The organism is Streptomyces erythrochromogenes, assembly GCF_040684695.1.
GTDB classification, from domain to species: Bacteria; Actinomycetota; Actinomycetes; order Streptomycetales; family Streptomycetaceae; genus Streptomyces; species Streptomyces erythrochromogenes_C.
Map to the genome: position 1 here is coordinate 443,809 of NZ_JBFBGM010000001.1, position 24,648 is coordinate 468,456.

Here is a 24,648-nt window from a genome sequence, read left to right on the forward strand (position 1 = left end):
CCGGGTCCGCCCGCCGGAACCCGGCGGGCGGGAGAGGCGTACGGCGGGGCCGGGCCCCGGGGCGTCAGGGCGTCAGGGCGTCGCCGACCGGGCCTCCCGGGCGTCGCCGAAGTCCCACAGGCACACCACGGAGCGGTCGCCGCCGGTGGACCGGACCGGAACGTTCACCTCGGACAGGAACGAGGTCAGGTACGGCTGCCGGCCCGCCCACCGGGCCGCGAACCACGGACCCGCGTCATCGCGCAGCAGCAGCTCGGCCATCGGAGGGCTGCACACCGCGAGCACGTCGCCGGGCAGCGTCGTCAGCCGCTGCCAGCCGACCCGCGCGGCGTCGGCGGGCAACCGCAGGCTGCGGTGGGGAGCCGGATCCCCCGGCGTGAACACCGCGCTCCACTGCCCGTCCCGCAGCCGCAGCAGCGTGCCGTCGCCGACGCCGAAGGCCAGGTGCTCGCGTTCCCGGCCGTCGCCCAGCCGGGTCAGCAGCCCGGTCAGCGCCACCTCGATCGCGGCGTCGTCGGCCTCACCGCCCGGGCCCTCGCCCCGGGTCACCAGCCGCATCGAGTGCGCGACGCCCTGCAGCGCCGTCCGCAGCAGGGCGCCCAGGGCGGCGTCGTCGCCGTCGGGCCCGTACAGCGCGCGGCCCAGGCCCTCTCCGTACCGGCCGACCTGCGTGGCCAGGCTCCGGCAGGCGCGGTCGGCCGCCGACTGCGACCAGCGGCCGCGCGGACTGCCCGCCGCCACCGCGCTGAGCAGCGTCGGCGCGGGGATCTCCTCGGCGAAGCGCAGGAGGACCGCGTCGCGCCGGTGCTCGCCGTCGTGCCGCGCGCGGTCGCCGCGCGCCGAAGCGGCCCGCACCACCACCGGCCCGAGATCGGCGCCGTCCACGCTGCTGTCGGCCGTCGTGTCCCGGCCCACCGGCAGCTGGCGGGGGATCGCCGGGGAGACGGGCTCCGGGCCCAGCGGACCCTCGGCACGGGCCTCGGCGTCCGCCAGCCGGCTCTCCAGCTCGTGGATCCGGGCCAGGGCCTGGGTCTGGGCGTCGTCCCGTTCCCGCGCACGCCGGCGCACCTCCTCCTCCAGCTCCCGCAGCCGCACGAGGAACTCCTCGCGTTCCTTGCGCAGGGCGCGGGTCTCCTCCGCGGCGGCGCCCGCGTCGGCGGCGTGGTCCCGGGCCTGTGCGAGCAGCCCGCGGACCCGGCCGAGTTCGAGGTCGCGGCCCTGCAGCAGGCCGGTTGCGTGCTCCGCGGCCCGGCGGGCCCGATCGAGCTCCTGACGGGCGCTCTCCAGTTCGCGCAGGGTCTGCGCCGAGCCCGTTCCGGGGTCGGCCGGGGGCAGGGCCGGCGGTGTGCGCCGCCGGGCGGTCAGCTGCGCCGTGAGCGCGACGTTCGCGAGGACGGACAGCACCAGGAGGATGATCAGCCAGGTCGTGGTGGTCATGGCGAAGAAGCTCCCCGAGAGTCGGACGGATCCTGGGCATCGGCATCGGCGGCGGTGACGGCTTCGGCGGCGGTGGCGGTGGCGGGTTCGGTGGTGGCCGCATCGGCACGGGCGCCGGTGGCCGGGGCGCCGGGCGGTCCGAACCGGCGCACGGCCCGCTCCGCCAGCGGACCCGCGGCGAACGCCTCCACCTCGTCCCACAGCCGCTCGCAGTCGTCCTCCGGGGCCCTGGCCGGCCGCGCGCCCGCCGGACGGCGGGAGTCGAGCCGTACGCCGTGCAGCGCCGCGCGGAAGCGACGCCGCGTCAGCTCCGCCCCGGTCCGGGCCACCCGGTCCAGCGCGGGAGCCAGCACCGACCCGCACAGCTCCGGCATCCCGGACATCGCCCAGTCCGCCCGGGCCTGCTCCACCGCCGTCGTGGGCCTGCCCCGCGGGCTGCGCAGGATCCGCAGCGCCCGCTCGGCCTCGCCGACCGCCACGGCGTGCACGGCCAGGTCCCGCGCCGCCGGCCCCGCGGCCGCCGCCACCCGGCCGCGCAGCCAGCCGCCCAGCGCGGCCGTCGCACCGGGGCCGCGCCGCCCGCTCGTCGTCGCCACGAGCACCACCTCGGCCCGGTCCCCGCCCGGCCGGCCCCGCTCCAGCAGGCTCCGGAACAGGGCGGGCAACGGCTCCTTGCCCGCGAGCACGGTGTGCGGGGCGGCGGCCAGCACCAGGTGCGCCGCGTCCAGCGCCTCGGCCAGATGGGCCGACGGCCCGCCGCCGGGCGGCACGGGCAGGTCGGTCACCTCGATGCGCGGGCCCCCGGAGCCGTAGCACCCGGCGGAGCCCGTGGCCGGCCACGGCAGCGGATCGCCGTGGAAGAGGAACGGGTGGCGCACCGGCACGTCCAGCACCGCACCGGCCGCCCCGGGAGCCGCCCCGGCGCCCGCGGCCGTGACGTCCTGGATCCGCCGCCAGGCCCGTTCCACCGCCTCCTGCCCCGCGTACCGCGGCCGGAAGAAGGTCCGCTGCCGCTGCGCCGCCCGCACGCGCAGCCAGGCCGCCGTGCCGTGCCGGGCCAGCGGCGCGCGGGCCAGCGACTCCGGCCGCGCCAGCAGCGCCCGCGCCAGCCGGTTCAGCCCCCGTACCTGTGCGTCGCCGAGCCGCAGCAGCGGCAGGTCGGCGGGCTCGTGGACGTAGGTGAGCGGTACGAGGTCACCCGCGCCGGGCTCGCCCGGCGGCCGGACCCCGGTCAGCAGCGGTACCAGCCGGTGCCCGGAGGCCGGGCCGGTGTCCGCGCGCAGCACGGCCACCCGCACCGTGACCGGCGTCCGCCCGGTGCCGTCGTACACGTCCGCGAGGTCGGCCACGAGCTGCGGCGAGAGCCCGTTGGACCGGCCCGCCGCGCACGCGCCGAGCAGCTCGCCGACCTGCCGGGCCCGGCGGTCGGCGCCGGAACGCGCCGTCCCGTCGGCGTTCACGGGGAGGCCTGCGGTCCGTACTGCTGCTGCGGACGCATGACGATCCGGCCCTTGCGTTCGTTCCCGGCGGAGCCGCCCTTGCGCTGCAGCGGGGTCCACAGCACCCACTGCACCAACGGCTCCCCGCTCTGGCCCGGCACGGAGTTCTTCACCGTGTAGGCGTCGATGTCGTACATGGTCCACCGCGAGACGTCCTTGGACACGAGCCGGTACCCGGCGCTCTCGGCCAGCGGCGCGAGGACCTCCGAGACGCCGGTGCGCCACTGCCACCACCAACTGTCCGTGGCTGCCGGCCGCTTGTGCACCAGGCCGCCGAGGACCATGTCGAGCTCGTGGGCGGCGGCCAGCCGACTGTCGGCGGGCCAGTCGTCCGCCTGGGACGAGCCCGCGCTCTCCAGGAGGCTGTCCAGGCGCAGGCGGTAGCCCAACCGGGCCTCCTCCGTCGCCAGGCTGGACGGAGGGTCCTCGACCAGCACGGCGACGTGGAGTTCGGGGTCCAGGTCCACCAGGCGGAGCGCCTGCTCGGCCCGCACGGCCCACATGGGCCGCGGGTCGGTGGACGGCAGGTCCATGACGGTGCCGGGCGAGGTGCCGAGCTTGAGGTGGATCTCCTCGCGCACGCCCGTCGCCGCGGACCTGGGGGCCGCGACCACGAGCGGGATCCGCTCGGCCGCGCGCAGGCCCCGCGGCAGCCCGGGCACGATCACGTCCGGATCCGAGGCGTCCTCGGCGGTGACGGCCAGGCCGGCGGCCCCGGCCGTCTCCAGGGCCTCCACGCGCCATTCCTCGCGGAGATGGGCGGGCAGCCGGAGCAGTGCCATGTGGAGGCGCTGCCAGGTGGCCGCGATGCGTTCGGCGCTGCCGGCCGGGGGCCGGATCGCCGCGGACGCCGGGGTGCGGGGCAGGTAGCCGCTCTGTTCCGTGCGGAGCCGGCCCTCGAGAGCAGCGAGCGCGGCCTCGAATCCGGCCAACGGGTCCGCGGGGGGCGCCGACCGCGCAGGCGGCGCGACCCCACCGCCGTATCCGCCCGTGGCCGGGTGTTGCGGACCCGTACCGGCCGCAGTCCCCGGCGGAGCGCCGCCCGACTCCCGCTCGGGCCCGTCCGCCGCACCGGCAGCCGTATCCGTATCCGTATCCGGAGCCGGATCGGGCATCGCCCCGGTCCCGGCGCCGTCGTGGGGCCGCAGGGTGCCGGCCGGGGCCGCCGACGGGGCTTCCACCCGGTCCGCCGGACCGGCACCGACGGCACCTGGCTCGGCCGCGCCCGCCCGGTCCGCCGCCCACAGGAGCCGCTCCAGCGAGGCCCGCGCCGACTCGAAGCGGTCGTAGACCCCCGCCGGGTCGTGCGCGTACGGCCGGAGGTGGCGGCCCACCGGGTGCAGCTCCTCCCAGCACCGGCCCAACGCGCCGAGCAGGACCTCGCGGCACTGCGACGGGGTGGCGAGCAGCGCACCCGCCGCCTCCGCGAAGGAGTTCAGCGCCGCCGTGAGCGCGCCCGCCGGCACGCCGTCGTCACTTGCGGTCGTGCCGCTCATCAGTGCCTCCCGCTGTTCGGGTCCCAGTGGTGGTTGAAGTCCGTCAGCGGCGGATCCATCCGCCGCGCGAGCACCCGCCCCGGATACCGCTGCACCTCGCGCAGCGTCTCGGCGGGCACGTACGGCACCACGCCCCGGTGCACCCGCAGCCGCCCCCGGGCATCGAGGGTGGCGTGGTGGCGGGCCCGCTGCGCCGCGCTCAGCCGGCCCAGGAACACCGGGTCGCCGTCCCCGCGGTCCAGGTAGAACTCGTAGGTGTAGGTGTGGTTGGCCTCCAGCGGCGGGACCGGGATCGCCGCGACGCGGCCCGGCAGCGGCAGTTCGTCGGCGTCGGCCGTGTCGTGGAAGGACTCCGGCAGATAGCCGGCGGCCACCGCCTGCGGGTCCCCGGCTCCGGCCGGCCCGGCCGGACCCGTCGCCGGGAACACCTCGGCCAGCTGCCGCACCCCCTCCTCGTCCACCCCCGTCGCGACGCAGATCCGGCCGGGCACCGAGCACTCCGGCAGGTCGGGGTCGAAGGACAGGCCCGGCACGAGCCCGTCGAGCTCCAACCCCAGCCCGCCGACCAGCAGATGGGCCGGTCCGTTGCACAGCAGGATCGACGCGACCAGCCGGTGGTCCATCTCGACCTGGTACCGGACCCCGCGGCCGCTGCCGTTCGGGGGGCGCCACACCGATTCGAGCGGCGTGAAGTTCTCCTTCTTCGCCGTCAGCGCGAGGTCGAACACGCCCCACTGGATGGAGTCTCCCGAGCCGAGGTCGCGGTGCAGCTCGACGACCCGGCTCAGCGGGTTCCAGTCCGTCCGCACTCCCAGCCGGCCCGAGGAGTCGAGCTCCGCGAACGGGTCGCCCGCCCACAGCAGCGGATTGACCCGCCCCATCTGCCCGATCGGCCCGAAGTCGCAGGGCAGGCTGGAGAAGAGGCCCTGGAGCCTGATGTCCAGGTCGCTCATCCGGACGGAAGCGCCGGTGCGTCCGCTCCTGGTGTCGTTGTGGTCGATCTGTCCGGCCCGGTTGCGGACCGAGTGGGCCCACGCGGCGCCGAGGGAGGTGGCCTGCTTGGCGAACTCCCTTTCGACCGACAGCTCCGTGGCCTCGTGCCAGCCCAGCCCCGCCCTGCCGTCCGCCTCGTCCTGGCGCAGCGCGGCGACGACCTGCTCCTGGAGCTGTTCCAGGGCGCTGGTGCGCCCCGACAGCACCACCTGGTCGAGCACCGGTTCCGGAAGGGGTTCCAGTCCCTCCTGCGTACGCCGCTCGTTCTCCTCGTGGATCCGCCGGAAGGAGCCGCGCACCAGATCGGCGCCCAGCTTCGCCGCCCGGCGCAGCACCGGCCGCATCAGCTTGCGGAACTCGCCCGCTTCGAGGGTGATCGGGCCGCGCACCGTGCCCAGGGTGTGCGGGGCGGCCCGCAGGATCGCGTCGACGTCCTCGTGCTTGAGCACGGCGTCCACGGCTCCCGCCGCGCCCAGTTCCCGCTTCTTGCGCTCCGCGAGCCGCCACAGCAGCCGGAAGCGGAGGTGGCGGGCCTTGCGTTCGGCCGGGTCCACGACCCCCGCCCAGTCCGTGGGCAGGCAGTCGGACAGGATCTGCCGGATGTCGTCGGACACGAGGGTGTCCAGCCGGTCCGCGGCCTGCTCGGTGAGGGCTTCCGCGAGGGCGCGCCGCTCCACCCGCGGCCCGGCTCCGGCCGCCGCATCCACCCCTTCCTCCTGCGGGCCGTCGTCGTGCTCCTGGCTCGGGGAGCGCAGCTCGTCCACCAGCCGGGCCTTGATCCAGTACAGCACCTGGAGCGTCAGCAGGTCCCCGCCCAGCCGTTCGTGGCCGGTGGAACCGAGCAGCTCGGGCTCCAGCCGGTAGTTGCGCCCGGAGACGAACTCCTGCTCCTGGGTGAGTTCGGGGGTCTGGTCGACCAGCGTGAGGCGCAGCAGCGCGATGTCGGTGGTGCCGCCCCCGATGTCGAGCACCAGCATGATCCGGTGCCAGGTCGGCGGATCGTCCCCCACCCGGCGGCACCGCGCCCGCAGCGCCTCCAGACCCGCGTTGAGGTCGTCGGTCAGGTCCCGCATCAGGAAGTACAGCCCGGCGGCGAGGCCCTCGTCGTAGTCCATGACGGTCATCGGGTCGCCCAGAGCACGGCCGACCAGTTCCTTCAGACGGTCCTTGACCTCCGGAAGGACCGTGGTCGGATACGTGACCACGACCGTGGGCACACGGCTGACCGTGCCCAGCGGGTCGGTGCGCGTGGCCTCCTCGGCGCCCTCCACCAGCAGCAGGTACATGTGCTGCGTGAGATGGTCCGCGGACAGGTCGCTGCCCGCCACCGGCTCCGGCTTCAGCTGCAGCGCGGCCCGCTTGATCCCCGTCAGACCACGGGTGTTGTCCCCGCACAGCTCGAAACGCCGCACCTGCGGGTCCTCGGGCACCGCCCCGCCCGCGTAGTCCACCTCCAGCATCGCGCTGGCCGGGGTGTGGGTGTGACGGCCGGTGCCGTCGGGGTAGGCGACCGGCCGGACGCCGTGCCGCTCCAGCGGCGGCGTGCCGATCACGGCCGCGTAGCCGGCGTGCAGGCGCCGGTTGAGCCACCGCCGCAGATCCGGTTCGGCCTGCTGGCGGATGCTCTCCACCCGCAGCATCAGAGCGTCGGCGGCCCCCGGTTCCGCGATCCGCGCCAGGACCGTGCTCCCCGTCGTCGCGGTGCTGTCCTCGCGCGGCAGCGCAACGGTGTCGGCCAGCAGCGCCCGCACCTCCTCGCGCCATGCGGGCGGCGCGTCGGCGGGCGGCCCGAGCAGGTCCGCCAGCATCGCCGACAGGGACGCCACCTGAGCCGGGTCGACCAGCCGCTGCTTGACCTTCTTCTCGTCGTGCAGGGTCGCCGTCGAGGCGGTCGTACCGAAGTCCACGACGACGAACTCGTTCTGATGGCTGCTGCCCTCCAGGTCCCGCAGCCGCAGGAGGTCGTCCTGCTGCGGCGCCTGCGGGACCGGACCGGGCTGTTCGCCGGGCGGGGCGAACTCCAGCATGACCGCCCCGTGCGCCGTCTCGGCACCCTGCGAACCGGCGTAGTCGACGCTCCAGTAGACGTCCAGCCGCAGTGGCTCGCCGTCGGGCGAGGCCGCGGCGGAGCCCGTCCCGGCGTGCACCAGCGACGTCGGCAGCAGGGCCTCGCACGACAGCGTGCGCGGCCCGTCCACGGTGATCGGGGCGAACTCCTGCGGCACCCAGCAGGCCTGCAGGGCGTAGGCCAGCTGGGCGGGGATCAGGCTCCCGCTCTCCGCCCGGACGTCGATCCGGGCGGGCAGGTGGACCGTGACGACCGCCGGCCCGCCGCCCTCCGGGTCCTGCTCCAGGACCACCTCGGGCAGCGGGATGCCGTCCGGGCCCGCGTAGAGACGGAAGTGCTTGCGGCCCAGCGCGACCACGCCGGAGGCGGCGTCGCCGGTGTGCGGGGTGCGGAAGGAGATGTTCAGTGCTGCGCTCATGTCAGTCGGCGCTCCAGGCTCGGATGAGGACGTCGATGGGCTGGTCGGGCTCCTCCCCGCCGTCGGGGGCGGCGGAGGCGGACGGGAAGGACGGCCGCGGCGGCCGCACCTCCGTCTCCGTGGGCAGGTACTCGCCCGCCTTCGTGTACAGGGCGACGAGGTCCTTCTCGATCCGGGCCAGGGTGCGCCCCAAGTACTCCGTGACCAGCCGGGCGGCCGCGTCCGCCGTGTTCTGGCGCAGTTGCACCACCGACCGCGGATGCCGCTCGCGTTCCTCGGACTGCTGGTCGAGCAGCGGCATCCGGTGGTGCCACGGCAGGGCGTGCGGGGAACGGGCCGGGAACCGGGCCTCCTGCTCCTCGGGCGTGGGACCGGGGGCCGACAGCAGCTCGGCTACCCGCTCCGTCGCATTGACCGGATCCAGCGCCGTCCACAGGTGGTCCAGCTGCTGATCGGCCTTCTGCGCGCTGCCCCGCAGCCGTGTGAACAGCTCGGTGAGCACGGCGTCGGTGCCACCGTCGGCCATCCAGGCGCGCAGCGGCCCGAACTCCTCGCGCCAGTGGGCCGCCCAGTTCTCGAACCACGCCCTGAGCTGGTCGCGGCCGTCGTCCGTACGGCGGTCCACCAGCGAACGGAACTTGTCCAGGAAGGCCTCGGTGGAGTCCGCGGACGCGCCGCCGCCACCGCTGCCGGAGCCCGCCGCGCCGCCGTCGGCCCCCGCCCCGCGGCCCGGGCGGCGCCCCTTGATGGGGATGCCGTCGCTGGAGGGCGGCTCGCTGCGCGGCACCAGGTGGTGCCGGTCCCGTTCGGCCCGGCTCAGCAGTTCCTGCCACTCCCGCCAGTCGAACACCTCGTCGCGGACCGCCTCGGCGGTCTCGCCGCGCCGCGGCGGCCGGCCGCCGGCCTCATGGGCGTCGGGCCCGCCGTCCGGTCCGCCCGGCGGGCCGTCGTCGCGCAGCGCGTGCAGGGCCGGCAGCATCTCGTCGAGCAGCCTGCGGAACTCGGTCAGCCGCTGCGCCAGCTCCCGGTACTCCTGCGACCGGCCGCCGCCCGCGCGCCGTACGTGGCCGCGCAGCACGCCGAGTTCGCGCGTCAGCTTCTGGTGGGAGCGCTGCGCCCGCTCCAGCTTCTGGGCGACCCCGTGGCGCCGTACGTGCTGCACGACCAGGGTGCGCAGCCGCGTGATGCCGCCGTCCTCGTCGTATGCGCGCAGCCGCGGCGTCCACGCGTTGTCCGGGTCGGCCGCCGCCAGCCGGCCCGCGATCGGCTCCCACCGCCGGGTGCCCGGCGGATCCAGGGCGCGCAGCGCCGCGCTGATCCGGTCCCGGGTCTCGGGGGAGGCCCCGGTGTAGGACAGCTGGTGCGCGCGGATGGCGTTGATCGAGGACACCACGACGATGCCGTCCTCGCGCTGTGCCACGAACTTGTTGCCGTAGACGTGGACGCCGTTGATCTCGGCGGCGTGGGGCAGCAGCTTCTCCAGCGGCAGCGGACCGTCGGGGTACTGGCTGAGGGCCGGCGGCTTCGCCAGGTCGAAGGCGTTCGCCGCGACGAGGGCGGCGCTGGCCAGCGCCTGCGGCTGCCGCCCGTCCTCGGTGAGCATGTCCCAGAACGCGGAGGCGCCCTTGGACTCCGCCCGCGAGGCGTTGACCACCAGCAGGATGGTGTGGACGTTCACCAGTTCGCGACGGCTGAGGAAGGTGTCCCGGCCGTAGGAGCCCGCCGCCCCGATGCCGGGGAAGTCCAGCAGCCGCACGGTGTGCTCCTCGGCGGTCAGCCCGCCGATGTCCCAGTGGTCCGGGGACAGCGTGACCGCTTGCGTCACCCGCTCGATCAGCGGGAACGCCCGGCGCAGTGCGTCCGGCGCGGTCTTCTCCTGCTTCAGCTGCGCCATGTCGAAGGGCTGCACGTTGCGCTTGGGAGCCGTCGGAGGGGTGCGCCGGGCCGCCTCCAGCACCAGGGCCGCGCGGATCGACTCCGTCGCCACCCCGATGGGTTTGCCCAGCAGGTCCTGCTGGCTGAGCGCGGCGTCCCGGATCCGGCAGAGCTCGGTGACGGTGTCGCGGTGTGCTGCCGAGATCGTCTCGGCGGCGACCTGGCCGGTGCCGGACGGCCACAGCCGCGGGTACCAGGCCTCGAAGGGGGCCCAGCCGCGCGGGTCGGTGACCGGGTTGTAGCCGCCGAGCATCTCGCGGGTGCCGAGCTCCGGGTGCTTGGCGTCGACGGTGGCGACGAGCTCGCCGAGGATGGCGCCCACGCAGGCGGCGAGCCGCTCCTCGTCGAGGAAGGTGATGTCGGTGGTCGAGGAGACGGCCGTCGTGCTGCCCGCGGCGCCGCGCGTCAGCTCCAGCACCGTGATGTTGCCCGTGCTGGGGGCGGCCTCGACCGGCAGCAGGTCGGGCCTGCCCAGCAGGGTGCCGAGGAGGAGCGACTTGCCGACGGAGTACTCCCCGACCACGCCGATGGTGACGGGTGCGTCGAGGCGGGAGGCGAGTTCGCCGGCCAGGGCCTGGACCCGGTCGCGTGACGCGTGCGCCTCGGGTGTGTCGGGGACGTCCTGCTCGCTGAGCATGGTCAGGGTCTGCTGGGCGAAGAGCCGGAGGTCGGCGAGGCTGAGCTTGTTCGTCGTGGAGTTCACAGCGATCCACACTCCGTCGGGACTGTCGGGCCGCCCGGCTGCCGGGCTGCTGAGGGGTGTCCGGTCAGGACAGCAGGAAGAAGAGCTCGATCCGCGCGGTGCCGGAGGGGATGGCCTGGCCGCTGTCGTGGTAGCCGCGGATGATCTTCTCCGAGTACGGGGGGAAGAACCGCGGTGCGGCCTGCGGCAGTTGCCGGGCCACCGCCGTGGCGAAGGCGTCGCTGCGGCCGGTGTCGACGGAGCCGCCGGAGCGGACGGTGCCGAACACCATCACGAAGGCCGCGGTACGGCCCTCGTAGCGCTTGATCTCCTCGGTGACCTGCCGGGTGAGTTCGGCGGTCTCGGAGGGGCGGCCCGCGATCAGGGCGTCGGGGTCGAGGCGGACGCCGACCGAGACGGTGACGGGGTCGAGCCCGCCGGGCCGGGCGGTGTCCGAGGGAGTGGGGGAGGCGGAGGTGCCGTGCGAGGGATCCGGGGTGGCTGCCGTGGCGGTGGCCGTGGCCGTCGGCGACGGGTGCGGGTCCGGGGCGGCCGCCGGCACCTCGCTGCCGAGTACCACGAGCACGATCACCAGCAGCAGGTCCGCGAACAGCCACCCGGCGAGGTAGGTACCGCCCGGGCGCCGCGATTCCCGGCTCACCGCACCTCCTCGCGGTCGTCCCCGGCCGGCGCACCGCCGTGCTCCCGGCCGCGCCCCGGCCGGCCGTCCGGCTCCCGGGCGGGACCGTCCGCGGCAGGTGCACCGGTGCCGGGTCCGGCCAGGTCGGGTGTGCCGGGTGTGCCTGTGCCCGGTCCGGCCGTGCGAGGCGTTCCTGTGCCGGGTGTGCCCGCGCCAGGTGTGGCCCGGCCCGGTCCGGCCGGGCCGGGTGTACTGCGGGCCGTTTCCGCCGGGTGGGCTGTCGCCGTGCCGTGTGTCTCCGGGCCGCGGGTTCCCACGCCGTCCTCCGGGGCCGCCGCGAGGCCGGCCTCCCGCAGTGCCTTGGTGAGCGTGCGAAGGCTGTCGTGGAACTCCGCCACCGCGGCCCCCAGCCGGGCCTCGTACCGCTGGTGCCCCGCCCGCAGGTCGTGCTCCGCCGCCTGCCGGTCCGCCGCGACGTCCCGCAACTCCTCGATACGGTCCGCCAGTTCCGCCGAGACGGCGCGCACCTCCCCGCGGAGCGAGGCCGCCAGGGCGGCCACCGCGAGCTCGTAGGCCATGCCGATCCGCTCGGCCCCCTCGGACGCGGAGGACTCCAGTGCGGAGGGCAGCGCGGCCAGCGAACGGTCCAGGCCGTCCACGGCCGAGCCCAGCAGCTGCGTCGACTCGGCGAAGGAGCCGCGCGCGGCCGTCAGCGCGTCGTGGACCTCCCGGCCCACCCGGTCCATCGACGCGGCCGCGTGTCCCGCGGCGTCCGCTCCGCGGGCCTCGGCCGCCGCCGCGACCGTATCGAAGCGGGACGCGACGGATTCGCCGGCCGCGCCGATGAGCCCGGCCGCGTCCCGACCGGCGGTCACGAAGGACTCCGCGACCGACGTACGCAGGGAGGCGACGGCCGTGTCCACGCTCTCCGCCAGCAGCCGGCTCCCGGCCGCCACCTGTTCCGCCGCCGCCGAGGCGCCCTGCGCCGAGGTGCGCATCTGCGCGGTCCCCGAGAGCAGCGCGTCCGCCGCGGAGTCGAGCGCGGCCGTGGCGGCGACGCTGCGGCCGGCCGCGCCGTCCGCCTGGACGATCAGGTCCCGGGCGCACTGCTGCACGGTCGCGGCCTGACCCAGCAGTGCGCGCAGCTGCTCGGCCGCCCCCTGGAGCTCGGCCGCGAACCGTCCGGGCGACGCCGCGGCGGCGCCGGCCGCCAGCGCCTGCGTCTGTGCGAGCGCCCCGGACAGCCGCTGGGACAGCAGTCGGCGTTCGCCCTCGTCCCGCTCCTCCCAGCGGTGCCGCATCAAGGTCGCCGTGGCCAGCGCGGACAGGGCCAGGACCGTCCACAGCGCCATCATGTCGAAGCGCAGCACCGGCCACAGCCGCCCGTCGAAGCCCTGCTGCCACAGCGTCAGGAACGACCCCTGCGCCGTACTGCCCGAGTCCCGCATCCGCTGGTACGCCCAGGCCGCGGCGCCCAGCCCGAACCAGGTGATCAGCAGCGGTACGAACACCAGGACCGTGGGCAGGGCGCCCAGCCTGCGGCCCCGTGCGGCGTCCTCGTCCGGGCCCGCCGCCAGGGCGTCGGGTCCGCCGTACGCCGCGACCAGTCCGCCGCCCGCCCAGACCTCCAGGCCGGAGCCGCGCGCCACCGCCTCCGACAGCTCCCGCAGCGCGGTGCTGTGGGAACCGGCCCGCGGATGCGCGGCCAGCTCCCGCAGCTCGGCGGCGAGCGCCTGCGGATCGCGGTGGGTCGGGCCCGGCACGACGGACGGTCGTACCGGCTTCCGCTCCCGGGCGCGCCGGGCGCCGAGTCCGAATATGCGTGGTGTCACCACACCAACCCCCCACACGCGTTGGCCGTCGCGGACCACTGTCGCCGGGGGAGCCCCAACAGAATTGGTCAGGTGACGCCTTTTCGGACACGGTGCGGACCGGTGCGGGCCCGATGCGCGCGGGGGCTGGGGATCAGCCCGTCTCGGGCAGCGCGCCGTCCTCATCCGGCGCCGCCGCGGCGGGCGCCGGGCCGTGCGCGGCCGGGGCGGCGCCGTAGGGGCCGGTGGCCGGTTCGGTGCGCGGCGGGCGCGGTTCCAGGGGCGGCCGCTTGGGCCGGGGCGGCCGGGGGCCGCGCGGGGTGGGGATCCCCGGGAGCAGGCTCTCGTCGGTGGCGGGCCAGCCGCTCTGCCCCGCGATGGCCCGCAGGATGCCGGGCTCGCGGACGACCACCCCCCGGTACTTGGTGGCCACGGCTCCGGCGGCGCGCAGGCTGCGCAGGGCGCGCTGCACGCTGGCGTCGGATATCCCGGCGAGGGCGGCGAGGTCCGCGTGGCTCAGCGGCACGTCGATCCGCAGCCCTTCGGGAACGGAGCGCGCGTAGCTGCGTACGAGGTTGTCGAGGGTGCGGGCGAGACGGACCGTGGCCGTACCGCTGCTGGAGTCGATGCGGTGGCGCGTGGCGCCGCGGAGTTTGCCCGCCACCGACCGCTGCACGACCTCCGCCGCGGCCGGGCTCTCGCGTAAGAACGAGCGGAACGCGGCGGCGGTCAGGACCCGGGTGGCGGTGGACCGGACCGCCACCACCGTGGCGGACCGCGGCTGCCCGTCCAGCGCGGAGATCTCACCGACGATCTCGCCGTGCACCCGCAGGGCCAGCAGCACGGTGGCGCCGTCCTCGGCGCCGCCGAAGACCTTCACGCAGCCCGAGGTGATCAGCAGGGCCGTCGTCTCGGGTCCTCCTTCCCTGATGAGGGTCTCCCCGACCCCGTACGTGACGATCCGGCCGAGGCCGATCAGCCTCTCGCGGTCGTCGGCGGCCAGATTGGCCATGAGTGTGCCCTGGGGCCAACGACTCACCGCCGTCGTGTGGTTCCTGGAACTGGATGATGTGTGCATGCGCATGGGAGCCCCCCTCGGCTTTCACGCCCGCTCGTGCACGGGGCGGTGCCAGTGCGAGGAACCTAGCGCACGCAGAAGTTGTCCGGGGATGAGATGGACAGACCGGATAAGGCAACGCACCGGGCGGGTGGAGCGGGACATTCCCCATCCGCACCACGGGCCGCAGCCCGTCCCAACTCGCCTACTCACCAGTCACTTTGCCGCCGCCGCAGGCCCCCGGCCCACCCGGGCCCGGGCGGCCGCCGACAGGAGCCGGCATTACCTCACCTGACCGGTTCTCGACGGCACCGGCGGACCACGATGGCACTCCCGGTGCGGGGTGTGCCGGGCCAGGGAGCGGGACGACGTCACCCAGGGGGAGTTGTGGCCAACGGCAGGGGCACCGCCCGTGCGGGGCGAGGGGAGCGGGAGTGGTCGCTCGCCGTCGACTTCGGCACCTGTTTCACCACGGCGGCCACGTTCGGGGACGAGGCCGCCGGCGGTGGCGTCGGACCCCGCTCCCTGGAAATCGAGAACAGCCGCTGCCTGCCCGCCCTGGTCTGCCTGGACGACAGCGGAACCCTCCTCACCGGCCGGGCCGCGCAGCAGCGCGCAGCGCACTACCCCGACCAGGCCGAACGCGCCCCCAAGCGGGCCCTCGCCCGCCAGTCGGCGGTGCTGCTGGGCGGCCGGTCCGTGCCCGCCGCGGAACTGGCCGCCGCGGTCCTGCGCCGCGTGTACGCCGAGGCCCGCGCCGCGCACGGCGGCCGCCCGCCCACCCGTACCGTCCTCACCCACCCGGCCCGCTGGGGAACCGCCGAACGCGGCAGGCTCGCCGACGCCGCCGGCCGCGCGGGCATCACCGACCCCGGCTTCCTGCCCGAACCGGTGGCGGCCGCGCTGCACCACGGGCGGGTCCACGCGGTGCCCGAGGGCGGCGCCGTCGCCGTCTACGACCTCGGCGGCGGCACCTTCGACACCGCGGTACTGCGCCGCACCGCCGACGGCTTCGACACCGTCGCCGTCGGCGGTGACCCGTACCTCGGCGGCGAGGACCTCGACGAGTGCCTGCGCGACCTCCTCGGCGAGCGGGCCGCCGACCGCGACCCCGACCCCTGGTACGCCCTCTGGGAGGACCCCGGGCCACCGGCGGCCGCCCAGCGGGCAGCGCTGGGGCGGGAGTTGACGGCGGCCCGCGAGGCGCTCTCGCAGACCGGCTCGGTGGACATCGCGGTGCCCGGCTACCCGCAGCCCTTCCTGATCCGCGCCCACGAGTACCACGCCGCCGCCGAACCCCTCCTCAGCCGCAGCTACGAACTCCTCGCGGCCACCGTCGCGGACGCCGGGCTCGCCGCCGCGGACGTGCACGAGATCGTCCTGGCCGGCGGGGCCAGCCGCACCCCCCGGGTGTCCGACCTGATCGCCGAGCGGACCGGACGGCTGCCGCTGCTCACCGCCGACCCCAAGTCCGCCGTCGTCCTCGGCGCCCTGGCCGTGCTGCCGCCGACGCCGACGCCGACGCCGTCCGGGGCGGGGCAGGGCGCCCGGCCGGCCTACGCGGACGGCGCGGCGGCACCGGACGGCGCCGCGGCGGCTCCGGGTGGCGAGGCGGCCCCGGGCGGGCACGTCCGGCGCTATCTGAACCCGGACGGCGACCTGGGCTTCCGCTTCACCCCGCAGCCCTGACGGCCGCAGCCCCGAACCCCGCTTTCCCCAGATCCCGAGGGAGCCCGATGGACATCGTGATGCTGGGCCACAGCGCGGCCGGCAAGACCACCTACGTCTCACTCATGTACGCCGCGATGCGCGACGGCATCCAGGGCTTCAGCCTGCGCACCGACGACGTGCTCGTCCACGGCGCGCTGACCTCCGCGGCCGAGGCCGTGCTGCGCGGCCGCTACCCCGACATGAGCAGCAGGCGCCAGGTCTTCGAGTTCGTCCTGCAGTACCAGGGACGCGACGTGCTGCCCTTCCGCTGGCGCGACTACCGCGGCGGCGCCCTGACCGAACGCCGGGCCGACAGCCCGCAGGCCGGGCAGCTCCAGCAGGACCTCGTCGAGGCACAGGGCATCGTGGTGTTCGTCGACGCCCACCGGCTCCTGACCGACGGCGGGTCCGACCGCTACACGCGCCGCATGACCGTCCTGGTGCAGCGGGCACTGGAGGCCCGCGGCGACCAACTCACCCCGCTCGTACTCGCGTTCACCAAGAGCGACCTGCTCGACCTGGACCGCCCGGGACTGCTGGACCGGCTCGTCGAGCCCTTCGACGGCCTGATCGCCGGAGTGGCCCGCACCCAGCACCTGCGCGGCGCCGTGGCGCTGGTGGCCTGCGGCCCCGATCCGGTCAACGTCGCCGTCCCGGTGCTGTGGAGCCTGCACTACGGGATCGTCGGCCGGGGCCTGGCCCTGGAGGCCTCCATCGAGGAGTCCCTCGCCTCCGCCCGGCGCGCCGCGGCCAACGACACCGCCTGGGACCGGATCTCCAGCTGGTGGAAGGAGGAGAGCTCCTGGGCCGAGATCAGCGCCCGCCACGAGCGTGCCGCGCAAGCCGAGTACGAACGGCTGAAACCCCTCTTCGAGCCGGCCGAACGCCTCGCGGGCCTGCTGGAACACGTCCCCGACTTCTGAGCCCCCTGCCTCCGGGCCCGTCGCCCCCTTCACATCCGTGTCCGCACCGCGCCACCGAAACGGGAGAACAGCACGCATGAGCGACCACCGGATCACCATGACCATGCTGGGCGCCACGGGCTCCGGCAAGACCACCTACCTGCTCGGCATGTACGCCACCCTCTCGATGGGCCTGCGCGGCTACTTCATGTACGCCACCGACCCCGACACCGACCTCGACCTCGCCGAGGCCTGGGAGGGCCTGTGCGCCGACGGCAGCCTGCCGGTGCCCACCAGCGAGGTTCCGATCGACTACGAGTTCGTCCTGCGGCACGGCGTGACCTCGCTGGTCGACTTCGACTGCCAGGACTTCCGCGGCGGCGCGGCCACCCAGCGCGGCGGCGAGGGCTCACCCGCCGATGTCGCCGCCCTGGCCGAACGCCTGGACCGCTCCGACAGCATCTTCCTCGTCCTGGACGGGCAGCACGTGGGCCGCTGGGTCGCCGACGACACCCCCGCCCACCTCAACCCCGCAGCCGACCCCATGAAGATCGCCCGCTTCTCCCGGGCCATCTCCAACCTCTGCGACCGGCGCAGGCAGCGGGGCGAGCCCTCACCCTCGATCGTGGTGCTGGTGACCAAGGCCGACCTGCTGGGGAAGATCTCCGGGCTGCCCACCCACGAGGCCCTGGAGAAGACGGCGCGCAACCTGTCCAAACTGGTCAAGGTCATCGACTCCGAAGGCGTCACAGCGATGCTCTGCCCCGTCCAGCTCGGCAGCTTCGGCGACGGCTCGGCCGCCAGCGTGGATCCGGCCCTCGTCGACCCGCAGAACCTGCACCATCCGATGATCTTCGCCCTGTTGCACTACCTCGACGAGGGCATCGTCCGCCACGGCGAGGAGCACGTGCGCGCCGTGGAGCGGCAGCTCGACGAACAGACGCAGGAGCTCGCCGGGCTGCGCAGCGGCGGCCGGATCAGCACCTTCTTCAAGCGGGACGAGATCAGCCGGAAGGACGCCGAGATCGCCGCGGGCCGGGAGCTGCACGACGAGGCGCGGGCACGGGTCACCGCCGCCCGCGTCCGGGCGGAGCAACTGGTGGAGGAACTACGCAACATGCCCGTCTACCGCTCCGGCAAGCTCCAGATCGGCTGACGGCGATGCCGAGGGAGACCACCGGAGCCCGCGGCGGCTGGTCGGCCGTCGTCTACGGCCGTACGTACCGGATCGACCGCTGGTGGCGGGCACTGCCCGAAGGGGTCGAGGGGGCGACCGCCGGGGGACCGCTCGGACGCACGGTCCTCGCCCTGGTCTGCGGCGGTGCGCGGCTCGACACCGGGCCCCGCTTCGTCCTGGACCGGGGCGCGCACGGCGTCCTGGTCGGCGCCGCCTGCCGGATGCCGCTGCTGGGGCCCGAGATGGCGTACGACGAGCACGGCCGGCCGCTGTACGGGTTCGTCGGCTGGCACCACCCCGACCGGGAGGCCGCGCACGACCTGCCGCGACTGGGCGAACTGGAGGCGTCCTTCCCGCACTGGGCGGCCGCCACCTACCGGGCCTGGGCGGGCCCGCTCTGGGACGTCGCCCGGGAGACGGACGCGGTGACGCTCCCCAGCACCCCGGAGCCGGCCCCCTGGGCGCGGTCCGCGCGTCCGGCCGACCCGGCGGCGGCACCGCGCTGGCTGCCGGCCCATTCCGCGGACGTGCACCTGCTGCCGGCGGGGCAGGCGGCGGGCCTGTGGGACGCCGCGCTGGCCGCCGGTCCGATGGCGGACTGCGTACTGGCCACGGGCTGGCAGCAGACACGGGACGCCCGCGAGCCGGGCCTCACGCACTCCTGCTGCGCGGACGTCACCGAGTACCGCCGGGCTTCGCACACGGCCCCGTCGGCGCCGGCCCGGGCCGCCGCCGCTCCGGCCCGGGAGCCGGTGGCGCGGGAACGGGCGCAGAAGCCGGGGCGTCCCCCGCGGGAGAAGGACGGCAAGGGCTTGCTGGCGCGGATGGGCGACGTGTGGCGTTCCGTGGTCGAGGGGGACCGCCCCGACGCCCGGCCGTCGCAGGCCCGCCCCGCACGGCCCGCGCAGCCGCACGATCCCGCGGGCCGGCCGTACCTGACGGGCAGGGCGGCGTACGAACACCCGGTGCCGCCGGTTCCGCCGGCCCCGGGACTCCTCGCCCGCGCCCACGCGGTGGACGCCGAACAAGCCTCCTACGAAGGCTACTTCGGCGCCTTCGGCGCGCCGCCCCCGGCCCCCGCCCCGGCCCCGGACGGCGTCGACGACGCCCAGGGCGCGGGCGGCCCGGAAGGCCGTGAAGCCGGTACCGCCACACCGTGCGCCCCCGGCGGCCCCCGCACGGCGCCGCATCCGGGCCGTGGCGTCGACGCCGGCAGGTCCTCCGTCACCGGCGGCTCGGGCGCGCCCGCGGACTTCGGCGGCCCGGCCGGCCGGCCGATGGGCGAAGGCTCCCGCGCGGCCCCCGGTCCGGGCGGCGCTGTCGGCGCCGGGTGGCTCCCCGCCACCGAGGGGCCGGGTACGCCGGGCCCCGGCGAGGCCGCACGCTCCGGCGCGGGCGCCGCAGCGCCCCGTACGGCCTCCGGCCCGGGTGGTCCCGCCGGACCCGGAACGACCGTCCCTGGCGCAGCCCCCGCCCCCGGCGGGTCGGCCGGGGCGTGGGGGGCGCTCACGCCCGATGCCGACGGGCCGGCCGGCCACGGCCCCGGCGCACCGCCCGACGCCGACGCCGAGCACGACCCCGACGACCCGAACCGCTCCCACCCAGGAGGGTCCGCATGACCGACATCCACCACACCCACCCCCGCGCCGCGGAGGTACTGCGCCTGGTCGCGGACGCCGCCGTCCTCCTCGACCGCGCCGCCCGCTCCGAGGCGGCCGCGGACGGCTCCCGCGGCTCGTCGCCCGACGGCGCGCCGGTCAGCCCTGAACTGGCCGCCACCGTCCGCGCCGAGGCGGCCCGCATCCGCTCCGGCGCCGCCTCCCTGGTCGTCGTCGGCGAAAAGAAGCGCGGCAAGAGTTCCCTGATCAACGCCCTGATCGGACACCGGGGCCTGCTGCCCGTGGAGGTCGACGTCGCCACCGGCGTCCACCTCGTCGTCCGGCACGCCGAACACCCCACCGCCGTCGCCCACCTGACCGGCGGCTCCGCGCCGCTCACCGTCGATCCGGCCGACATCGCCGAGTACGCGGCCGTCGATCCCGTCACCCAGACCGCCCGCCGCGACGACGTCCACCACGTCGAGGTCGGGGTCCCCGCACTCCTGCTCGCCTCCGGGCTGACCCTCGTGGACACGCCCGGCGTCGGCGGGCTCGTCGCCGGACACGCCCGGATCACCTTGGCGACCCTCTCCCAGGCCGACGCCCTGGTCTTCGTCGTCAACGGCTCCAGCGAACTGACCGCGTCCGAACTCCGCTTCCTGGAGCAGGCCACCGAACGCATGGCCGAGGTGGTCTTCGTCCTGACCCAGACCGACAAGTACCGCGAGTGGCCCGCCGTACTCGAACGCAACCGCGCCCTCCTCGCCGAGCACGCCCCCCGCTACGCCGCCGCCCCCTGGTTCCCGGTCAGCAGCCGCGCCAAGGAGGACGCGGACGCCGCGGCCGCCGCCGGCGACCGGGAGACCGCCGCGCGCCGCATGGAGGCCAGCGGCTTCGGCCCGCTGACCGAGGCCCTGGCCGGGCGGATCGCCGAGGACGCCGCCGGGCTGCGGCTCGCCAACGCCCTCCACGTCACGCTCTCCGTACTCGCCCCCCTGGCCGCCGTACAGGAACGCCGGCTGCGCTCCCTCGCCCAGGACCCCACCCTCCAGGACGAGGTCCGCGGACACCGGGACGCGCTGCGCGCCCTCCAGCGCACCGACGCCACGTGGCGCGGCAACCTCCGCCAGGCCTCACGGGAGTTGGAACGCAGGCTCCGCGTCGGCTTCCAGCGCAACGTCAACGACCTGCGCCAGCTCGCCGAGGAGAAGATCGCCGCGTCCTCCGGCCCGGACCTCGCCGGCGAACTGCCCCGTGACCTGGAGGCCGGCGTCGAGGCCATCTGGCTGGACCTGGACAACGCCACCCGGGACGGGGTCGCCCGCCTCGTCGCCCTCATGGAACACCAGTGCCGCCTGGACGCGGGTCCCGCCGTCGCCGAACTCGCCCTCGCCCGCCCGGAACGGCTCGACGCGCTCCCCACCCTGGTCAGCACCGGCCACGACAACCGCGGCGCCCTCGCCCTCGTCGAGCGGGTCATGCCCGCCTGGGGCGCGGGCGGGCTCGCGGCCACCGTGACGGCGCTGGCCACCGGAGGCGTCCTGCTGCCGCTCGCCGCCGGGTTCGGGATGATCGCGCTGCTCTCCAACCGTCGCAAGCGGCGCACCGACCTCGGCCGGGTGCGCGGCGACGCGATGCGGTACGCACACCGCCTGGTGGCCGAACTGACCACCGAGATCCCCCCGGAGATCACCCGCACCGTCGACGACGTCAGCGAACGCATCACGGCGCGCATCACCGACCAGGTCTCCGCGCAGCGCGCCATCCTGGAGGGCGAACTGGAGGAACTCCAGCGCCATCTCGCGGCCGGCCGGGAACAGCTCGCCAAGGAGCGCGAGAACGCCCGGCGCCGATCCGCGGCCCTGGGCGAGCTGATCGCACGCGGCCGCGATCTCGCGGCCGCCATCGGCCACCCGGCGGCCGCTGCGGCCGCCACCGCGGCGACGCCGGAGCCGAAGCCGGAGCCGGAGCCCGCATGACCGTCGGCCCCACCGGCCCGGTCGGCCCCGTCGGCCCCGCCGGGGCGACCGGACGCACCGGGCCCACCGGCGAGCTGTGCGGGCGCGTCGACGCGCTCTGCCGCGTCGCCGCCCCGCACCTGCCGCCCGGCGGGCCCCTCGCCGCCGTACTGGCCGCCGTACGGCTGCGCCTGGCCGAGCCGGGCCTGCGCATCGCCGTCGGCGGCCGCATGAACGCGGGGAAGTCGACGCTCGTCAACGCCCTGCTCGGCCGCCGCCTGGCCGCCACCGGAGCCACCGAGTGCACCACGCTGGTCGCCTGGTTCCGCGGCGGCGTGCAGAACCGCCTGGAGGTGCGCCGCACCGACGGCCGCCGCTACCACGTGCCCGGCCGCCCCGGCGGCGGCATCCCGCGCGAGGTGACCCTGCTCGGCTCGACGCGCGAGGAGATCGAGGAGATCGTCGTCGAGACCGCCGGCGGCCACGCCCCGGGCCGCCCGTGGACCCTGGTGGACACCCCCGGGATGGACACCCTCAGCGGACTCGACGGGGTCGCGCTGCGCGCGCTCGGCGCCGCCGACGCCCTGCTGTACGTCATGCCGCACCCCGGCGCCGGGGACGCGGAGGCGCTGGAGTCGCTGCGCCGCCAGGCCCACGACCGGATGACCGCCCTGAACGTCGTCGGCGTCCTCAGCCGCATCGACGAACTCGGCGACGGCACCGGCGACCCCTGGCCCCGCGCCCGCCGTGTCGCCGCCGCCTACGCCACCCGGCTGACCGGCCTGCTGTCCGGCGTCGTACCCGTGGCGGGGCTGCTGGCGCAGACGGCGCTGGGGGAGGAGTTCACCGAGGCCGACGCCGCCCTGGTGCGGCGGCTGGCGACCGCCCCGCGCGCCGACCTGGAGCGGGCACTGTACTCCCCGCACGAGTTCCTGCACTGGCCCGACGGCCCCCTCGACGGCCCCGGCCGGGCCCGGGTTCTGGACCTGCTGGGGTGCTACGGCATCGGCGCCGCCGTCGACGCCGTACCCGCCCTGGCCGACCCCGGCGCCCGGGCCTTGCTGGCGGAACTGCGGGCGGCCTCGGGCATCGACGTGCTCCTGGACGAGATCGCGCGGCGCTTCGACACGGCCGCCGACCGGCTGCGCGCCGCCGCCGCGCTCGGCCTGCTCGACGAGGCCGCGCGCACCGCGCTCGACGGCGGTGACGCCCCGGCCCCCGCGGCCCGCCGCGCCCTCGACGACCTGCGGGCCGGCGTCGCCGCACTGCGCCGCCACCCGTTGCTCCGGCAGAGCGAACTCGCCCCGGCACTGGCCGACTTCGCGGCCGGACGGCTGCGCCTCTCCGAACCGGACACCGCGGCCCTGCTCCGGCTGGCCACCGGCACGACGACGGCCGCCTGCCTCGGCCTGCCGGAACCGGCTCCCGGTACGGCGGCGTCGCAGTCCGCGCACGCGGCCCGTACGGCGGCCGAGTCGGCGGCCCGGTGGCGACGGCTGGAATCGGGGCCGTCACGGGTCCTGCAACGCCACGCCCGGACGGCCCGCGAGCTGTGCGAGGAGCTCTACTTCAGGGCCGCCGCCCCCTGAGCGCGGTCCTCACCACCGGTCGTGGCCGTGGTCGTCGTCCCAGTCCGCCACGGGATGCGGGTCGGGTTCGTGGCCGTTCTCCCCGTGCACGTAGTCCGAGACCGAGGTGTAGCCGGTCCCGTCGGCCGCCTCGATCACCTCGCTTTCCGTCAGGTGCCCCTCGTCCCAGGTCTGCTCGCCCTCGTGGCCGTCATGGCCCATGTCCGCCAACTCCTCACCGCTCTCGTGGACGTGCTCCTCGTGATGGCCGTCCTCGTCGGCCCGGCCGTCCTGATGGTCGTGCGGGTCCGCGGAGTGGCCCTCCGGATCGCGCTGGTGCTGCGCCCTGACCAGAACGTACGCCCCGGACGCACCGAGGGCGGCGCCGCCGGCCCGTAGGCCGCGGCCGCGCCGCGCCGGAAGCCCGCCCGGTGGGGGAACCGCCACCCCCAGCGGAGCCGTGCGGCCCCGGGGCAGCACACTGATCCACGCGTCCGAGGAGAACCGCTTCTCCGGGATGTCCACCCGCACCGGACGGAACGCGGACCCGGTCAGGCCGCCCGCGCCCGTCGCGAAGGTGTCCGAGTACAGGTCGTCCGACACGATCAGCGCCATGTCGCTGTCCGCCGACTCCGCGAGCGCCGTACGCAGTTCCGTCGAGTCCAGGAGCCTCGACGCCAGCTCCACCGACCAGGCGACGAAGCCCAGCGGTGCCCGCTGCACCGAACCCTGGGCGAGCGCGGCGCGCAGCCGGATCTGCTCGTCCTGCGCCGCCCGGGCGTTCAGCAGGGGCAGCATGTCCCGCAGGCCCTGCACGAGTCCGGGCACGGCCCTCGCCTCGTCCACCCCGGCGGGCAGCAGGAGCAGTTGACCGTCGCCGCGGTCCTGCAGGGCGCACCCCTGTCGGCGCACTCCGCCGCGCTCACAGGCGTAGTCCAGGGCCTGGGCGACAGCGTCCTGCACCCGCATCTGGGCGCGGTGGCTGCGCCCGCTGTACTTCTCGACGTCCACGATCAGGCACAGACGGCGCTGCCTGCCGCCCTGTGGTCCCGTTCCGAGGCCCGCCATCGGCATCCCCCCGCATCGGCGTCCGGCCAGCCCAGGCTAGCGCCGCACCGCGGCCCGGCGGGGCCGTTTCGCAAGGGCGGGCGCCATGGCGGGAGCCGGCTCGCGCCGCGCCCCGCCATGGCGCCCTCCGCCCCGAACGGGCCTGCGCCGGACGTCAGTTCACACGCTCGACGCGGGCCCTTCGGATCAGGTTCTTGCCGGGTTCGCGTACCTTTTCGAAGGCGGCGTTGTTGAGCAGGACGCAGCTGCCGGAGGGGCCGTTGACGGTGACGGTGGTGGCCTGGCCGTTGTCGAGGTTGGTGACCTTGAGCTTGGTCCCGACGGGGAAGGTGCCGCTGGTGGCCGCGGGGGCACCGGCCTCACCCGACAGCGTCACCGTCGAACCCGGGCACACCACTTCACCGGTGGCCGGCGCGGCCTGCCCGCCCGCCGGGGCGGCCGGAGCACTCGCCGGGGCACTGGCCGCGGCGGTCGGCTTCGCCTGACCGGCCGCCGGGGCCGCGGCGCCGCCGCTGACGCGCTCGACGCGGGCCTTCCGGATCAGGTTCTTGCCGGGTTCGCGTACCTTTTCGAAGGCGGCGTTGTTGAGCAGGACGCAGCTGCCGGAGGGGCCGTTGACGGTGACGGTGGT

At 75.9% G+C, this 24,648-nt stretch carries 16 protein-coding genes; 6 read left to right on the forward strand and 10 right to left on the reverse strand.

Features of this window, described 5'->3' with window-relative positions:
* Nucleotides 1-72: 72 nt before the first annotated feature.
* From AB0O53_RS01805 to AB0O53_RS01840, 8 genes are all read right to left on the reverse strand, one after another.
* The gene (locus tag AB0O53_RS01805; protein ID WP_350988865.1) at nucleotides 73-1,437 is read right to left on the reverse strand and encodes a hypothetical protein; all 1,365 of its coding nucleotides are present in this window, start codon (nucleotides 1,435-1,437) and stop codon (nucleotides 73-75) included.
* Nucleotides 1,434-2,897 carry a hypothetical protein gene (locus AB0O53_RS01810; RefSeq protein ID WP_365192704.1) on the reverse strand — a complete coding sequence of 488 codons (1,464 nt, stop codon included), beginning with the start codon at nucleotides 2,895-2,897 and terminating at the stop codon, nucleotides 1,434-1,436. Before AB0O53_RS01810 ends, AB0O53_RS01805 begins: the two co-directional genes overlap by 4 nt.
* Nucleotides 2,894-4,432, reverse strand: a complete 1,539-nt coding sequence (locus tag AB0O53_RS01815; protein ID WP_365192706.1) for a serine/threonine-protein kinase — start codon at nucleotides 4,430-4,432, stop codon at nucleotides 2,894-2,896. The genes AB0O53_RS01810 and AB0O53_RS01815 overlap by 4 nt, the downstream gene beginning before the upstream one ends.
* Nucleotides 4,432-7,911, reverse strand: coding sequence for a hypothetical protein (locus AB0O53_RS01820; RefSeq protein WP_365192708.1), 3,480 nt, complete (start codon nucleotides 7,909-7,911; stop codon nucleotides 4,432-4,434). Before AB0O53_RS01820 ends, AB0O53_RS01815 begins: the two co-directional genes overlap by 1 nt.
* Before the next feature lies 1 nt (nucleotide 7,912).
* Entirely contained in the window at nucleotides 7,913-10,549 is a 2,637-nt protein-coding gene (locus tag AB0O53_RS01825; protein ID WP_350988871.1) for a hypothetical protein, read from the reverse strand.
* 64 nt (nucleotides 10,550-10,613) lie between these two features.
* Nucleotides 10,614-11,189, reverse strand: coding sequence for a hypothetical protein (locus AB0O53_RS01830; protein WP_350988873.1), 576 nt, complete (start codon nucleotides 11,187-11,189; stop codon nucleotides 10,614-10,616).
* Nucleotides 11,186-13,000: a hypothetical protein gene (locus AB0O53_RS01835; RefSeq protein ID WP_365192711.1), complete on the reverse strand. Its 1,815-nt coding sequence runs from the start codon at nucleotides 12,998-13,000 to the stop codon at nucleotides 11,186-11,188. The genes AB0O53_RS01830 and AB0O53_RS01835 overlap by 4 nt, the downstream gene beginning before the upstream one ends.
* A 133-nt stretch (nucleotides 13,001-13,133) precedes the next feature.
* Nucleotides 13,134-13,991, reverse strand: a complete 858-nt coding sequence (locus tag AB0O53_RS01840; RefSeq protein WP_350988876.1) for a Crp/Fnr family transcriptional regulator — start codon at nucleotides 13,989-13,991, stop codon at nucleotides 13,134-13,136.
* A gap of 432 nt (nucleotides 13,992-14,423) precedes the next feature.
* Here AB0O53_RS01840 and AB0O53_RS01845 point away from each other — a divergent pair, with 432 nt between their 5' ends.
* The 6 genes from AB0O53_RS01845 (at nucleotide 14,424) to AB0O53_RS01870 (ending at nucleotide 22,970) form a co-directional block, all read left to right on the forward strand.
* Nucleotides 14,424-15,725, forward strand: a complete 1,302-nt coding sequence (locus AB0O53_RS01845) for an Hsp70 family protein (protein ID WP_365192713.1) — start codon at nucleotides 14,424-14,426, stop codon at nucleotides 15,723-15,725.
* Nucleotides 15,726-15,772: 47 nt separating this feature from the next.
* Nucleotides 15,773-16,669, forward strand: coding sequence for a TRAFAC clade GTPase domain-containing protein (locus AB0O53_RS01850; protein ID WP_350988879.1), 897 nt, complete (start codon nucleotides 15,773-15,775; stop codon nucleotides 16,667-16,669).
* A gap of 76 nt (nucleotides 16,670-16,745) precedes the next feature.
* Nucleotides 16,746-17,804, forward strand: a complete 1,059-nt coding sequence (locus tag AB0O53_RS01855) for a hypothetical protein (RefSeq protein ID WP_350988881.1) — start codon at nucleotides 16,746-16,748, stop codon at nucleotides 17,802-17,804.
* Between the two features lie 5 nt (nucleotides 17,805-17,809).
* Entirely contained in the window at nucleotides 17,810-19,444 is a 1,635-nt protein-coding gene (locus tag AB0O53_RS01860) for a hypothetical protein (RefSeq protein WP_365192716.1), read from the forward strand.
* Complete coding sequence (locus tag AB0O53_RS01865) at nucleotides 19,441-21,402, forward strand: dynamin family protein (RefSeq protein WP_365192718.1); 1,962 nt, start codon at nucleotides 19,441-19,443, stop codon at nucleotides 21,400-21,402. Before AB0O53_RS01860 ends, AB0O53_RS01865 begins: the two co-directional genes overlap by 4 nt.
* On the forward strand, nucleotides 21,399-22,970 hold the full coding sequence (locus tag AB0O53_RS01870; protein WP_365192720.1) for a GTPase: 1,572 nt from the start codon (nucleotides 21,399-21,401) through the stop codon (nucleotides 22,968-22,970). Before AB0O53_RS01865 ends, AB0O53_RS01870 begins: the two co-directional genes overlap by 4 nt.
* A gap of 9 nt (nucleotides 22,971-22,979) precedes the next feature.
* On the opposite strand, the gene AB0O53_RS01875 is transcribed toward AB0O53_RS01870, so the two are convergent.
* Both AB0O53_RS01875 and AB0O53_RS01880 read right to left on the reverse strand, forming a co-directional pair.
* On the reverse strand, nucleotides 22,980-24,017 hold the full coding sequence (locus tag AB0O53_RS01875) for a hypothetical protein (protein ID WP_350988887.1): 1,038 nt from the start codon (nucleotides 24,015-24,017) through the stop codon (nucleotides 22,980-22,982).
* Nucleotides 24,018-24,171: 154 nt separating this feature from the next.
* A partial coding sequence (locus tag AB0O53_RS01880; protein ID WP_494517985.1) for an RlpA-like double-psi beta-barrel domain-containing protein occupies nucleotides 24,172-24,648 on the reverse strand: 477 nt, incomplete at its 5' end.

Bases quoted from the DNA above. Each gene is read 5' to 3' on its own strand.
- AB0O53_RS01805 (WP_350988865.1), bottom strand. From the start codon at position 1,437: ATGACCACCACGACCTGGCTGATCATCCTCCTGGTGCTGTCCGTCCTC.
- AB0O53_RS01815 (WP_365192706.1), bottom strand. From the start codon at position 4,432: ATGAGCGGCACGACCGCAAGTGACGACGGCGTGCCGGCGGGCGCGCTC.
- AB0O53_RS01820 (WP_365192708.1), bottom strand. From the start codon at position 7,911: ATGAGCGCAGCACTGAACATCTCCTTCCGCACCCCGCACACCGGCGAC.
- AB0O53_RS01840 (WP_350988876.1), bottom strand. From the start codon at position 13,991: ATGGCCAATCTGGCCGCCGACGACCGCGAGAGGCTGATCGGCCTCGGC.
- AB0O53_RS01850 (WP_350988879.1), top strand. From the start codon at position 15,773: ATGGACATCGTGATGCTGGGCCACAGCGCGGCCGGCAAGACCACCTAC.
- AB0O53_RS01855 (WP_350988881.1), top strand. From the start codon at position 16,746: ATGAGCGACCACCGGATCACCATGACCATGCTGGGCGCCACGGGCTCC.
- AB0O53_RS01860 (WP_365192716.1), top strand. From the start codon at position 17,810: ATGCCGAGGGAGACCACCGGAGCCCGCGGCGGCTGGTCGGCCGTCGTC.
- AB0O53_RS01865 (WP_365192718.1), top strand. From the start codon at position 19,441: ATGACCGACATCCACCACACCCACCCCCGCGCCGCGGAGGTACTGCGC.
- AB0O53_RS01870 (WP_365192720.1), top strand. From the start codon at position 21,399: ATGACCGTCGGCCCCACCGGCCCGGTCGGCCCCGTCGGCCCCGCCGGG.
- AB0O53_RS01875 (WP_350988887.1), bottom strand. From the start codon at position 24,017: ATGGCGGGCCTCGGAACGGGACCACAGGGCGGCAGGCAGCGCCGTCTG.